This is a genomic window from Nesterenkonia lacusekhoensis (genome assembly GCF_017876395.1).
GTDB classification, from domain to species: Bacteria; Actinomycetota; Actinomycetes; order Actinomycetales; family Micrococcaceae; genus Nesterenkonia; species Nesterenkonia lacusekhoensis.
In genome coordinates this window covers 2,613,287-2,625,649 of sequence record NZ_JAGINX010000001.1, presented here as the reverse complement: position 1 = coordinate 2,625,649, position 12,363 = coordinate 2,613,287, and the positions used below count along the sequence as shown (strand labels likewise).

General features: G+C 69.7%; 14 protein-coding genes. 6 read left to right on the top strand and 8 right to left on the bottom strand.

The features are described 5' to 3' along the window. Positions 1-4 precede the first annotated feature (4 nt). The 4 genes from JOF45_RS12470 to JOF45_RS12455 are packed head-to-tail and all read left to right on the top strand — an operon-like array spanning position 5 to position 2,052. Entirely contained in the window at positions 5-133 is a 129-nt protein-coding gene (locus JOF45_RS12470) for a DUF4244 domain-containing protein (RefSeq protein WP_245324232.1), read from the top strand. Between the two features lie 32 nt (positions 134-165). Beyond that, positions 166-618, top strand: a complete 453-nt coding sequence (locus JOF45_RS12465) for a TadE family type IV pilus minor pilin (RefSeq protein WP_210050835.1) — start codon at positions 166-168, stop codon at positions 616-618. Beyond that, complete coding sequence (locus tag JOF45_RS12460) at positions 615-1,055, top strand: Rv3654c family TadE-like protein (protein ID WP_210050832.1); 441 nt, start codon at positions 615-617, stop codon at positions 1,053-1,055. Before JOF45_RS12465 ends, JOF45_RS12460 begins: the two co-directional genes overlap by 4 nt. Before the next feature lie 28 nt (positions 1,056-1,083). Then, positions 1,084-2,052: a DMT family transporter gene (locus JOF45_RS12455; protein WP_210050829.1), complete on the top strand. Its 969-nt coding sequence runs from the start codon at positions 1,084-1,086 to the stop codon at positions 2,050-2,052. Between the two features lie 82 nt (positions 2,053-2,134). Here the strand turns inward: JOF45_RS12455 and JOF45_RS12450 are convergent, their stop codons facing one another. Further along, positions 2,135-2,440 carry an MTH1187 family thiamine-binding protein gene (locus tag JOF45_RS12450; protein ID WP_210050826.1) on the bottom strand — a complete coding sequence of 102 codons (306 nt, stop codon included), beginning with the start codon at positions 2,438-2,440 and terminating at the stop codon, positions 2,135-2,137. A 79-nt stretch (positions 2,441-2,519) separates the two neighbouring features. Here JOF45_RS12450 and JOF45_RS12445 point away from each other — a divergent pair, with 79 nt between their 5' ends. Then, entirely contained in the window at positions 2,520-3,443 is a 924-nt protein-coding gene (locus JOF45_RS12445; protein WP_210050824.1) for a DUF4031 domain-containing protein, read from the top strand. Here the strand turns inward: JOF45_RS12445 and JOF45_RS12440 are convergent. From JOF45_RS12440 to nth, 7 genes are all read right to left on the bottom strand, one after another. After that, positions 3,430-4,554, bottom strand: a complete 1,125-nt coding sequence (locus JOF45_RS12440; RefSeq protein WP_210050821.1) for an acyltransferase family protein — start codon at positions 4,552-4,554, stop codon at positions 3,430-3,432. The two genes, JOF45_RS12445 and JOF45_RS12440, sit on opposite strands and share 14 nt — an antisense overlap. 81 nt (positions 4,555-4,635) lie before the next feature. Next, positions 4,636-5,349 (bottom strand): type II secretion system F family protein, encoded by a 714-nt coding sequence (locus JOF45_RS12435; RefSeq protein WP_210050818.1) that lies wholly within the window; start codon positions 5,347-5,349, stop codon positions 4,636-4,638. Further along, positions 5,342-6,124 (bottom strand): hypothetical protein, encoded by a 783-nt coding sequence (locus JOF45_RS12430; protein WP_210050815.1) that lies wholly within the window; start codon positions 6,122-6,124, stop codon positions 5,342-5,344. Before JOF45_RS12430 ends, JOF45_RS12435 begins: the two co-directional genes overlap by 8 nt. Then, on the bottom strand, positions 6,105-7,292 hold the full coding sequence (locus JOF45_RS12425) for a TadA family conjugal transfer-associated ATPase (protein WP_210050806.1): 1,188 nt from the start codon (positions 7,290-7,292) through the stop codon (positions 6,105-6,107). The genes JOF45_RS12430 and JOF45_RS12425 overlap by 20 nt, the downstream gene beginning before the upstream one ends. Further along, positions 7,285-8,421 (bottom strand): CpaE-like family protein, encoded by a 1,137-nt coding sequence (locus JOF45_RS12420; RefSeq protein ID WP_210050797.1) that lies wholly within the window; start codon positions 8,419-8,421, stop codon positions 7,285-7,287. The genes JOF45_RS12425 and JOF45_RS12420 overlap by 8 nt, the downstream gene beginning before the upstream one ends. Before the next feature lie 128 nt (positions 8,422-8,549). After that, positions 8,550-9,329 carry an NUDIX hydrolase gene (locus JOF45_RS12415; RefSeq protein ID WP_210050795.1) on the bottom strand — a complete coding sequence of 260 codons (780 nt, stop codon included), beginning with the start codon at positions 9,327-9,329 and terminating at the stop codon, positions 8,550-8,552. Continuing rightward, positions 9,322-10,116, bottom strand: coding sequence for an endonuclease III (nth, locus tag JOF45_RS12410; RefSeq protein ID WP_210050792.1), 795 nt, complete (start codon positions 10,114-10,116; stop codon positions 9,322-9,324). Before nth ends, JOF45_RS12415 begins: the two co-directional genes overlap by 8 nt. Before the next feature lie 198 nt (positions 10,117-10,314). Between nth and acs the strand changes: the two genes are divergently transcribed. Beyond that, on the top strand, positions 10,315-12,303 hold the full coding sequence (gene acs / locus JOF45_RS12405; RefSeq protein WP_378578255.1) for an acetate--CoA ligase: 1,989 nt from the start codon (positions 10,315-10,317) through the stop codon (positions 12,301-12,303). Positions 12,304-12,363 lie beyond the last annotated feature (60 nt).

Here is a 12,363-nt window from a genome sequence, read left to right as displayed (position 1 = left end):
TTACATGGAAGCCCGTCTTAGCTTCAGAAGTGTCGCGGCGGTGGGCTTCGCCGGGCTGCTGGTCACCGTGCTGTCCTCGGACACTGTGCAGGGCCTGCTGTCCGGGCTCGTGGAGAACGCGCTCAGCTACTGAGGCTGAGCGCCGTGGAGGGCAGGAGGATCGGCATGGGTGAGTTCGACGGCGCCTGCGAGCGCAGCGGCATCGGTACGGAGCCCGGGGCAGGACTCGAACCCGGAACAGGACCGGGGCCCGGAACGGGGCGGGAGCGCGGCTCGGTGAGCACGGAGTTCGCCGTGGCCCTGCCCGGCGTCGTGCTGATCCTGGGTCTGCTGCTGAGCCTGGCGATGCACGGGGCCGCTCAGGTCTCCCTGGAGGAAGGCGCTCGGGCCGCTGCCCGAGAACTGGCCCGCGGAGAGGACCCCTCGGCCGCGGAGCAGACGGCCTCTCGTGTAGCAGGCCAGGAGGTCAGCACAGCGATCTCCCGGGACGGCGAGTACTCCCATGTGGAGCTGACCCGGCCGGTGCGGCTGCTGGGCCTGGTGGAGCTGGATATGGATCAGACTGCCGAGGCCAGCGCGCGCACCGAGCATGTCCCGGCCGCGGAGGACTCACCATGAGGGCGCGGGAGACGGACACCGTGCCCGCCCGCGGGGACACCGAGCGGGGTGCTTCCGAGCGAGGGTCGGGGACCGTACTCGTCCTGGGGATGATCGCCGTCCTGGTGCTGCTGCTGGGACTGGTCCACCTGCTCAGCGCGTCGGCGACGGCCGCGGCCCAGGCTGCCCGTGCGGCAGACCTGGCCGCTCTGGCCGGCGCCGACGCCGCCCGCGGTCTGACCTCCGAGGATCCATGCAGCGTGGCCGAGGAGGTGGCCACCGCCAACGGGGCACAGCTCAGCTCCTGCACGGTCGGCGGGGACTTCGGCACGGAGATCACAGTGGAGACCACCCGCGATCTGTTGGAGGTCAGCCCACTGAATCCCTCCTGGCTGCCGCTGCCACAGATGCCGGCCAACGGGGTCTCCCGGGCCGGCCCTCCCGAGGCGTCGGAATGAGCGGCAGTGCGAGGCGGTTGCCAGGAGTGTGAGTTCAGCAGCGGCCGGCGATCCGGCATCCCAGACGCCGGAGCACGACACCCCGACGCCGGCACCCCAGCGATCCGCCGTGCCGATCCTGGCGATCGTGGTCACCGTCCTGATGTGGGCCTCCACCTTCGTGATCATGCGGTGGGCCGCCTCGGACATCTCTCCGGGGCCGCTGGCGCTGATCCGACTGCTGGCCGGCTCACTGACGCTGACCGTGCTGATCCTCTGGATCCGCCGCGGACAGCAGCTGCTCCCCCGCGGACGCGGCCTGGCCTACACCGCCGCCTTCGGCGTGATCTGGTTCGCCGTCTACACGCTGGTCTTCAACTGGGCCGGCCACTTCCTCGACGCCGGCACTGTGGCCATGATGGTCAACCTCGCTCCGCTGATGGTGGGCGTGGGCGCGGTGGTCTTCTTCAAGGAGGCCTTCTCGCGGCGCCTGTTCCTGGGGATGCTGATCTCGCTCTCCGGCATCGGCTTCATCACCGTCGCCGGCAGCACCGGACAGCTGGCCATGGCGGGGCTGGTCATCGCCTTCGGCGCTGCGGTGCTCTACGCAGCGGGCATGATGGTCCAGAAGCTCGCGCTGCGGGATGTGGACCCGCTGACCGCCACCTGGCTGGGCTGTGTGGCCGGAGCGCTGGCGCTGCTGCCCTTCCTCGGTCAGACCGCCGGCGAACTGGGCAGCCTCAGCACCGGCACGCTCCTCGGTGCGGTGTATATGGGCGTCGGGCCCTCAGCTCTGGGCTTCTGGTTCTGGGGCTACGCGATGAACCACTTCCCCACGGGCAGGGTGGCTTCGGCGACGTTGGCCGTGCCCGCCGTCGTCGTGCTGATGTCTGCCCTGACCCTGGGTGAGGTTCCCCCGCCGCTGGCCATCCTGGGCGGAGGCGTCTGCCTGGCCGGCGTCGCCGTGGCCCAGCTGCGCAGGCCACAGCGACGCCGCGGCATCACCCGCGCCGCCTGAGCAGCGGGACCCGCCGGCGTAGGCGAGCGCCCAGCGAGTGCGAGGTTCTGCGGGGACGGACCTCAGGCTTCGGACGCCGAGATCAGTGCTCGCTCAGGTAGTCCTCCACCCGCTGGACCTTCTCGGTGAGCTGGTTGTCGTGCCCGGGGCGGATGTCGGCCTTCACCACCAGAGAGACGCGGGAGCTGACAGCGGTGACCGCGTCGGTGGCCTCCTTGATCACGGCGAAGACTTCGTCCCACTCGCCTTCGATCGTGGTGAACATCGAATTGGTCTCATAGGGCAGCCCGGAGTCCCGAACGATGCGCACAGCCTCAGCCACTGCGCGGCTGACGGAGCCGTCCTCGCCGGAGGACGCGGCAGGTGCTACGGAGAATGCGACGAGCATCTTCTGTTCCTTTCCTCGGGTACCTTCCCCAGGCTACGCGCGTGCCGGCCTCAGACCGAGAGCCCTAAGATGCTCAGTGATGACCCTCTACATCGATCCGCCGTACTGGCCGGCCCACGGGACCGTCTTCTCCCATCTGATCTCGGATGAATCCTTGGAGGAGCTGCATGACTTCGCGGCCGCGGCCGGGATCAGTGAGCGCGCCTTCGACGAGGACCACTACGACGTCCCGGAGGTCCGCCACCCCGAGCTGGTCGCCCGCGGCGCAGTGCCGGTCAGCGGCAGCGAGCTGGCCCGAGTCCTGACCCGCTCCGGTCTGCGGGTGCGCGCACGGGAGCGCAGCGCCAAGCTCCGGCCCCGGCTCGGCCGCGCCTGGGGACGTCTGGGCGGGCGACTGCTGGACGCGCCCGTGCCACCTGCCCGGTGGGGCGGTCTGGGCGAGGACCTGTTGGACCGATGGTCTGAGCCGCACCGCAGCTATCACGCACTGCCGCATCTGGCCTCAGTGCTCCACGGCGTCGCCCTGCTGGAGCGTCATGGGGAATGCAGGGCTGAACAGTCACCGACGCTGCTGCTGGCCGCCTGGTATCACGACGCCGTCTACGCCGGCAGCGCCGGCGCCGACGAGGAGGCCTCAGCCCGGCTGGCTGAGCAGCAGCTGGATCCGGTGCTGCCCGACGCGGTCGTCGAGGAGACCGCGAGGCTGGTCCGGCTCACCGCCTCCCACGCTCCTGAGGAGGGGGACCTCTCCGGAGCGGTCCTGGTGGACGCAGACCTGGAAGTCCTGGGGCGCGAACCTGCGCTGTACCGGCGCTATGCCGAGCAGGTGCGCCGGGACTATGCCCATGTGCCCGAGGACCAGTTCCGGGCCGGCCGCGCACAGGTGCTCCGGCGGCTGCTGGAGGTCCCTGAGCTGTTCCGCACCGCCTCCGGACGGCGGCTCTGGGAGGACCAGGCCCGCATCAATCTGGAGCGGGAACTGGCTGAGCTCACCGCCGACTGAGCGCCGGCTTCGCCTCTGCAGAGTCCTCTGCAGCGTTCTCTGCTTCAGGATTCTGCTCCCCGATGCGTTCGTGCTCAGCCTGCTGGGCGCGACGCTCACGGCCCTTCTGGATGGTGGCCCGCACCCACACGACGGGAGCAGCGGCCAGCCGGATGACGCCCTCACCATAGCGGCGGATGCCCTCGTCCCACACCGGCAGAGCGAACAGCCAGGTGGTCAGTCCGGCCAGGAGGAAGCAGACGATCACCATCACAGGACCGGGCACGACTTCCAGGATGTCGTCCAAGGGGCGGTTCAGCGCTCGGACCATGAAGCCGTGCAGGAGGTAGACGGCCAGCGAGCGCCGGCCGACTGCGGCCCAGAATCCGGCGCCGCGAGGCATCCAGGCCAGCACGGCCACTGTGCTGAGCATGGCACAGAGCGCGATGATCGCCCGCAGCGCGGAGCCCTCGGCGGCTGTGGCGTCCAGGAAATCGAAGCCGCGGCTGCCGTAGAACCAGAGCTTCTCCACGTCGACGGCGTAGAAGACCCCCACAGGCACCATGGCGGCGCCCAGCAGACCGATCCGCTTGCCCAGTCCTCCCGAACCGGCCCAGGAGAGGATGCTGCGGCCGTAGAGCTTACCGATGACGAAGAACGGCCAGAACGTCAGCGCTCGGGCGAGGGAGAGCTCATAGTCGTATTCAGGGATGAGACCGCCGAAGAGACCTGCGGCCAGTGACAGGCTGAGCATGGCGCGCGGGAAACGCTCGATCAGCGGCACGGTCAGAAGCCACCACACCAGCGCGAGCAGGAACCAGGTGATCCAGTACGGCACCAGGAAGTCGAACTCGGGCTCCAGGCCGAGCATACTCATCCACCCGTAGTAGAGCGGCAGAGCCGTGGCCAGCAGGACCAGGAGGAACGCCACCCGGTGGGGGATCTTCCCGGAACGTGCGGTCACGCCGGTGAGGAAGACGAAGGCCGGCATGTGGAAGGCGTAGATGGCAGTCTGGAAGATCCGCAGCGAGGCGTCATCCCATGGAGACACTGCGGCCATGATGTGGCCCAGCACCACCATGAAGATCAGCACGCCCTTGGCGGCATCGAGTCTGTGGTCTCGGGAGGACATCCACGGAACGTAGCAACCCAGCTCAGACTCTGGCTCGATAACTCCTCAACGTCTCCTGGGAGTCTGAATCCTCTGAGGGTCTCAGCCCATCTGCCCCAGAGACTCCGGCACGAGCGCCAGGACCACCGGCACCACACCGAGCAGGACGAAGGCCGGCAGGAAACAGATGCCCAGCGGGATCACCATCTGAACCCCCAGCCGTGCGGCCCGCTGCTCGGCCTGCTGACGGTGCGCCGCCCGAGCCTGCCGCGCCCCGGTCTGAAGCAGCTCCACCGTGGGCGCCCCGGTGGCATGGGCGAAGGCCAACTGCTCTCCGAAGACCCGCAGCTCCGAATCCTCTCCGACGCCGGACCACGCCGTCTCCCACCCTGTCCCGGCGGTCAGGCTGCGGTGGACATGGGCCAGAGGCTCTGCCCCGGGCACGCAGGCGGCCAAACGGTCCAATGCCGCCTCGATACCCACGCCGGAGGAGAGCAGCGCGCCGGTGAGGTCCAGCAGCCCTGCCGCATCCACTGCTTGGGAGCAGCGCTGGACCGGTTCGTTCTGAGCCGACCCTTTCGGCCCACCGCGACGGCGGCCCAGGCGTCCGAGCAACCCTGCTCGGAGAGCCCCCTGAGACGAGCCCTCTGCAGGTCTGCCCCGAGAGGGGTTCAGCCGGACCGCAGGCGGGATGAGCAGCAGCACAGCAGCCGCGGCCACGAGCATCCCTGCCGATGCCGGGAGCAGCGGAGGCACCAGGTGCGAAGCCTGCGTCGGGGCCAAGACTGCGGTCAGACCCTGTGTCAGCTCAGACATGGCTGGTCACCCCGCGGATGAGCCGGGTGCTCCACCACCAGCCCGCCGCCAAGAGGCTCAGACCCAGCAGCAGGCACAGCCACCCCAGCGCAGTGCCGACCAAAGTGGTCAACGGACTGACGCCCATCATCTGGCCCAGGCCGAGGCCGCCCAAGGGCAGCAGGGCCAACACCACCTGGGTCAGCTTCGGTCCGGCGACGGCCGTCTCCACAGCGGCATGCAGCTCAGAGGCTTCGTCCATCCCCTCCGCCAGCTGCTCCACCAGTCGCGACAGGGGCGCGCCGGTCTGCTCGGACAGTGCCGTGACAGCGATCAGCTGTTCCACACAGCGCAGGACCTCCGGGGGCAGGGAGGACGAGCCTCCGCGCAGGCAGCGGCGCAGTCCGGCGGCACTCCCCTGTCCCAACTGTTCGCTGGCTGCGACCTGCCCACACACCACGGCGAAGGGATGCTCGCGGGTCTCCGCGTCGACTCCGCCGCCTGTGGGAGCTCGGCCCGACCAGTGGTCCCGCAGGTCGGACCAGACCTGAGACTCTGCCCGTCCCGACTGCAGCAGCGCAGAGAACTGACGCAGCAGCATCGCGGCGTCGCGGCGCAGGGCACCGCTGGAGTCTGCACCGAGGCCGCGGATCTTCGCGCGCATCGCGTGCAGGCTCTCTGACCAGAGGCGAGGTCTCCGAGATCCCCTCGCCGGACGGATCAGCATCAGCATGGCCGCGGCAGCGGCGGCGAAGACCGCGACGGCGCTCAGCAGCTCAGGCGGGTGCCAGCTCATCGCCGCCTCCTGCCACCGGATCCTCCCGCGAAGGATCAGCCGCCAGACCGGCACGCGCGGCGAAATCCGGCCAGCCCGCGCCGCGCCGTGTCCGGCCCCGATCCTGGAGGAGCACAGGTTCCATGAGCAGACGGCCCTGGCTGTAGCTGACCGTCGAGAGAGCCACCGGCATCCGAGCCCCGGCACGCCGGTCCACGTGAAGCACCACGTCCAATGCGGCGGCGGCCTGCAGGGCGACGGTCTCCGGACTCAGCCCCGCCAACGCCCCCATCGCCACCAGCCGCGCCGGAACCGACTCCGGGGAATTGGCATGCACCGTGCCGCCGGCACCCTGGTGTCCTGTGTTCATCGCCGTGAGGAAGTCCCGGAGCTCTGCACCGCGGCACTCGCCCACGATGAGACGGTCCGGCCGCATCCGCAGGGTCTCACGCACCAACCGGCCCATATCGACTCGTCCGGCGCCCTCCACATTGCCCTGCCGACCCTGCAGATGCAGCACATGAGGATGATCCGGGTGGAGTTCTGTGGTGTCCTCGACCACGACGATGCGTTCCTGAGGGCGGCACTCTCCGAGCATCCCGGCCAGCAGACTGGTCTTCCCGGATCCGGTGGCCCCGGAGATCAGCCAGTTCATCCGGCCTGTGATGATGCCCCGAACCGCCGGAACCCACAGCTTCGACTGGTCCCACTGCTGAGCGAGCTCGGCCATGCGGGTCACTGAGCTGCGCGAGACCCTGACCGAGATCATGGTGCCCTCTACGGCCACCGGAGGGATCACCGCGTGGATCCGGCAGTCACCGATCCGACCGTCCGCGCAGGGGTGGCCCTCATCCAGGCGACCGCCGGACATGGCGATCAGCCGTCGGGCCAGGCCTCGCACCTGCTCTTCGCTGCCCACCTGTACCCCTGTGGCCTGCAGACCGGCGGTCCCGTCGGTGTGGATCCGCCCCTGAGCCCCGACCAGAACATCAGTGACCCCCTGCTGGTCCACGAACTGCTGCAGCGGTCCGAGCCCCACCAGCTCATCGCGCAGCGAACGCACCAGCTGCTGTGTGGTGCCCGACCCCAGAGCCAACCCGGAGCTGCGCACAGCCTCAGCGATCCTCGCGGCCGTCAGCGGCTCAGAGGAGGCGGCCAGCTCCTCGCGCAGGTCCTGCAGCTCATCCATCGAGGACTCCGGTCGCCTGCAGGATCCCACTGATCATGGCCGCGCCCCGTCCCGAGCGGAGCAGCTCATAGGACTCCCCCACCTCATCGGCTCGCCGCAGCCATCGCTGCTCCGGAATGTCGGCGACGAGCTCCACATCCAGGGCGCTGCGCATCTCCGCGGCGCCCCACCCGGCCCGCGGCCGGCCGTTGAGCACCAGGCGGAAGGGAACTCCCGGCGCAGCGGACATCAGCTCATCGGCCGCATGCGCGGCACGGCCGCAGGACGGTGCCACCATCAGTACGCTCTCCAGGCGATCGGCCGCCGCGCGCAGCAGGGCGGGACGACGGCCGGCGTCGAGGATCACCAGGTCGAAGGCGCGCTTGCCCGCCCCGATCACCTCCTCCGCCGTGCGCAGCGGGGCAGGGTCCCGCTCCGGACCCGCTGCCGACTCCGCACCCGGACCGGTCTCACTGACCACATGGATGCCTTCGAGGACAGGCAGGGCCGCCTGCAGCTGGGAGGAGGAGAGCTCACCCTCGATCTGGGCCAAGGCCGACCACCCCAGGGACCCATCGGCGGCCCCCGAAGACGCTTGTTCCCGAAGCAGGGTGCGGATGCCGGACCCCGGATGAGGGTCCCCGTCCACCAGCAGCGCGCTCATCCCGCGGGCGGCCGCCTCCGCGGCCAGAAGATAGGAGACTGTGGTGGCGCCGACTCCGCCGAAGACCCCCGCCACACCGAGCACGCGGCCGGGGGCCCGGTCCATGACGCGTCCGCCCAGGTGCTCGCTCAGCCACACGTCGGCCTGGGGCAGCGGAACGGCCTGCATCCCCGGGCGGGAGGCGGCCAAGCGCCAGAGCGACTCCGGCTCAGGGTCGGCGCTTCTGACGTGGCCGAGCAGAAGGACCTGTTCAGCCGGAACTCCCGAGGGCGGGAGGGCATCCGGACCGCACATCATCGCAGCCCAGCCCCCGGCCGGCACGTCGGGCCAGCCGGGTCTGCAGTCCAGCCGTCCCCCGACGACGGCGGCGATCAGAGCCACATCGTCGCGCAGCTCCTCCTCCCCGGTGACCAGCAGGAAGGTCGGCTCCGCAGGGGCATCGGAGTCGGCACGGGCCGGGAGGAACGGGACACGGGATGAAGCCATGTCCCCACTCTGCGGCGCCGCCGGGCACCACAGGCAGCGGTGAGGCAGAACTGTGGAGAGCCGCGCGCGGCGTCGTCGGCGGCGCCGCAGCTGTGGAGGAATTCAACGGAGCCGACATCAGCGCAGCCTCAGCCCAGCCGCTGGTGCTCCCTCGGGTCCACAGCCCGTGTTTCATCCCACGGCTGGCTCCACCCCAGTCGGCTCACCACTCGGTCCACCAGAATTCCGGTGAAGCCCCAGATCAGCACCCCGTCAAAGAGGAAGGCCGGCGAGCGCCGCTCCACGCCCTTCCACCGGAGGACAGCACTGCGGCGGTTCTGGGGCTCGACCAGCTGGGCCACCGGCACACGCAGCACCCGCTCCACCTCCCCGGCCTGCGGCGTCAGCACCCCGGGGTCCGCCGCAGCGGCCACCACCGGAGTCACCATGAAGCCGCTGACCGGGACCGGTGCCGGGGGAAGCATCCCCACCAGACTCGCGCGGCTGACATCCAGGCCGATCTCCTCCTGCGCCTCGCGCAGAGCGCAGGCCGCCGGGCCGGCGTCGAACTCCTCCTGAGACCCCCCGGGCAGCGAGACCTGGCCCGGATGCTTGGCCAGGCCGGCCGAACGCTCCGTCAGCAGCAGATACGGCTCCGCGGCAGCGTCCTCAGGCAGACAGAAGAGGAAGAGCACCGCCGCCCGGCGCCAGGAGCTGACCACAGCAGGGTCCCAGTCCTCCTCATCAGGCCGCAGCTGCCACGACGCGCTCCCGGGCCCGGGGAGCTCGGCGGGCATGCGCTCCCACCACGCCCCCTCTGCGGCGCCCTGAGGATGTTCGCGGCTGTAGGCGGCGGCGTCGTGCACCAGAGCCTCCAGCTGGGACTCCAGCTGGCTGCGGCTCAGACGGCGGACAGAAGGATCAGGCACTGAGCGGATACCCCTCCTCGCGCAGCTGACGGCGTGTCCAGCCGGCGCGCATCTTCTCCAGCAGCTTCTCGCGGCCCGGCGCGAGCTCGTACTTCAGCAGCTCACGGGCGGCCTGCGGCTCCGTCTCACCGGCCCCGTAGGAGGGGCACCACTGCGCGATCGGGCAGGCCCCGCAGGCCGGCCGACGCGCGTGACAGACCCGTCGACCGTGGAAGATCAGACGGTGAGAGAGCATGGTCCAGTCCTTGGGCTCGAAGAGCTCAGCGACATCACGCTCCACCTTGACCGGATCCTCCTGGCTGGTCATGCCCAAGCGTCGAGCCAACCGGCCGAAATGGGTGTCCACGGTGAGCCCGGGACGGCCGAAGGCGTTGCCCAGGACCACGAACGCCGTCTTGCGCCCGACGCCGGGCAGCCTCACCAAGGCGTCCAGGTCACCGGGGACCTCGCCGTCGTGCTGCTCCACCAAGGCCCCTGCCAACCCCAGCAGCGCCTTGGTCTTGGACTGATAGAAGCCGGTCGGGCGGATGATCTCCGCGATGGCATCCTCCTGAGCCACCGCCATCGCGTGGGCATCCGGATAGCGGCGGAAGAGCTCCGGAGTGATGGAGTTGACCCGCACGTCGGTGGTCTGAGCGGAGAGCACCGTGGCCACCAGGAGCTCGAAGGCGTTGTCGAAGTCGAGCTCGGCCACAGCATAGGGATAGGTCTCCCCCAGCACGCGGTTGATCTTCCGGACCCGGCGCTTCGTGGCCAGCGGTGTCTCCTCAGCTGTCATCGCCCTCATTCTACGGATCCCGTCCTCTGCCGCTCGTCGCAGAAAGAGCACCGCTCATCGTGGCGCAGATCCGGAACATCGCGCAGAGCGCCCTACACTCCTGTCAGGACGTGACACACGTCTCGCAGGAGGTCAGCGCAAGCCTGTATTGTGATCGGCAGCACAGTTCCGCGCCGACGCATTCGTCAGTACCCCTAGGAGGAGCGCATGGAGAGCATGCAGAAGGAGACCCGGACCTTCCCGCCGAGCGAGGCATTCGCCGCAGACGCCGTCGCCACGGCAGAGAAGTACGAGAAGGCACGGGCCGACCGCCTCAGCTACTGGGCCGACGAGGCCCGCGCCACGCTGAGCTGGGACCGAGACTTCGCCGAAGTCCTCGACTGGTCCGAGGCGCCCTTCGCCAAGTGGTTCGTCGGCGGAGAGCTCAACGCCGCCTACAACGCCGTGGACCGCCACGTCGAGGCGGGCAACGGCGAGCGCGCGGCCATCCACTTCGAGGGCGAGCCCGGCGACAGCCGCACCTTCACCTACGCTCAGCTGAAGGATGAGGTCTCCCGCGCCGCCAACGCCTTCGAGTCCCTCGGCGTGACCAAGGGCGACCGCGTCGCCATCTACATGCCGATGATCCCCGAGAGCGTGGTCACCATGCTCGCCTGCGCGCGCATCGGGGCCATCCACTCGGTGGTCTTCGGCGGCTTCTCCTCCGACGCCCTGCGCTCCCGCGTGGACGACGCCGAGGCCAAACTGGTGGTCACCGCCGACGGCTCCTACCGCCGCGGCAAGCCCTCCCTGCTGAAGCCCAACGTCGACGCCGCCCTGGCCGAGCCGGGCCACACTGTGGAGAACGTCCTGGTGGTCAGGCGCAACGGCGAGGACGTCGAGTTCACCGCCGAGCGCGAAGACGGCGCCAGGGAGCTCTGGTGGCACGACCTGGTGGCCGGCCAGTCCGCCGAGCACGCCTACGTGGCCCACGACTCCGAGCATCCGCTGTTCATCCTCTACACCTCCGGCACCACCGGAAAGCCCAAGGGGATCCTGCACACCACCGGCGGCTACCTCACCCAGACCGCGGTCACCCACCGGGACACCTTCGACCTGAAGCCCGAGACCGACGTCTACTGGTGCACCGCCGACGTCGGCTGGGTCACCGGCCACTCCTACATCACCTACGGGCCGCTGGTGAACGGCGCCACCCAGGTCATCTACGAGGGCACCCCGGACAGCCCGCACAAGGGCCGGCTCTGGGAGATCGTGCAGAAGTACGGGGTCACGCAGTTCTACACCGCGCCCACCCTCATCCGCACCTGCATGAAGTGGGGCCGCGAGATCCCTGACGAGTACGACCTCTCCAGCCTGCGCGTGCTGGGAACGGTGGGCGAAGCCATCAACCCCGAGGCATGGATGTGGTTCCGGGAGGTCATCGGCGCCAACAACGGCCCCGGAAACCCGCCCAAGGAACACCCTGCGCCCATCGTGGACACCTGGTGGCAGACCGAGACCGGCGCCCATATGATCTCTCCGCTGCCCGGCGTCACACACACCAAGCCCGGCTCCGCCCAGGCCGCGGTCCCCGGCGTGGAGGTGGGGATCGTGGACGAGCTCGGCGAACCCCTCGACGTCGGTGAGGCCGGACTGCTGGTGATCAAGGAGCCCTGGCCCGCCATGCTCCGCGGCATCTACAACGACCCGGAGCGCTATCAGGAGACCTACTGGTCCCGCTTCGGCGACGTCTACTTCGCCGGCGACGGCGCCCGCACCGATGAGGACGGCGACATCTGGCTGATGGGCCGCGTGGACGACGTCATGAACGTCTCCGGCCACCGTCTGTCCACCACCGAGATCGAATCCGCCCTGGTCTCCCACGACGCCGTGGCGGAGGCCGCCGTGGTGGGCGCCAAGGACGCGACCACCGGTGAGGCTGTGGTCGCCTTCGTCATCCTCCGCGGAGACGCCGAAGATGCCGAAGGCCTCGAACAGGAGCTGCGCAACCACGTGGGACAGGAGATCGGTCCGATCGCCAAGCCCCGCAACGTGCTGGTGGTCCCGGAGCTGCCCAAGACCCGCTCCGGCAAGATCATGCGCCGCCTGCTCAAGGACGTCGCCGAAGGGCGCGAGGCCGGCGATGCCTCCACCCTGGCGGATCCGAGCGTGATGCAGCAGATCGCAGAGGATATGCGCACCAAGCACGGGGTGTAAGTCCCAGAACAGCGCGTCGGGGCCGCGGGACCTCTCCTCCCTGCTGAATGAAGCGCGCCG

Bases quoted from the DNA above. Each gene is read 5' to 3' on its own strand.
- JOF45_RS12470 (WP_245324232.1), top strand. From the start codon at position 5: ATGGAAGCCCGTCTTAGCTTCAGAAGTGTCGCGGCGGTGGGCTTCGCC.
- JOF45_RS12465 (WP_210050835.1), top strand. From the start codon at position 166: ATGGGTGAGTTCGACGGCGCCTGCGAGCGCAGCGGCATCGGTACGGAG.
- JOF45_RS12460 (WP_210050832.1), top strand. From the start codon at position 615: ATGAGGGCGCGGGAGACGGACACCGTGCCCGCCCGCGGGGACACCGAG.
- JOF45_RS12450 (WP_210050826.1), bottom strand. From the start codon at position 2,440: ATGCTCGTCGCATTCTCCGTAGCACCTGCCGCGTCCTCCGGCGAGGAC.
- JOF45_RS12445 (WP_210050824.1), top strand. From the start codon at position 2,520: ATGACCCTCTACATCGATCCGCCGTACTGGCCGGCCCACGGGACCGTC.
- JOF45_RS12440 (WP_210050821.1), bottom strand. From the start codon at position 4,554: ATGTCCTCCCGAGACCACAGACTCGATGCCGCCAAGGGCGTGCTGATC.
- JOF45_RS12435 (WP_210050818.1), bottom strand. From the start codon at position 5,349: ATGTCTGAGCTGACACAGGGTCTGACCGCAGTCTTGGCCCCGACGCAG.
- JOF45_RS12430 (WP_210050815.1), bottom strand. From the start codon at position 6,124: ATGAGCTGGCACCCGCCTGAGCTGCTGAGCGCCGTCGCGGTCTTCGCC.
- JOF45_RS12425 (WP_210050806.1), bottom strand. From the start codon at position 7,292: ATGGATGAGCTGCAGGACCTGCGCGAGGAGCTGGCCGCCTCCTCTGAG.
- JOF45_RS12420 (WP_210050797.1), bottom strand. From the start codon at position 8,421: ATGGCTTCATCCCGTGTCCCGTTCCTCCCGGCCCGTGCCGACTCCGAT.
- nth (WP_210050792.1), bottom strand. From the start codon at position 10,116: ATGAGGGCGATGACAGCTGAGGAGACACCGCTGGCCACGAAGCGCCGG.
- acs (WP_378578255.1), top strand. From the start codon at position 10,315: ATGGAGAGCATGCAGAAGGAGACCCGGACCTTCCCGCCGAGCGAGGCA.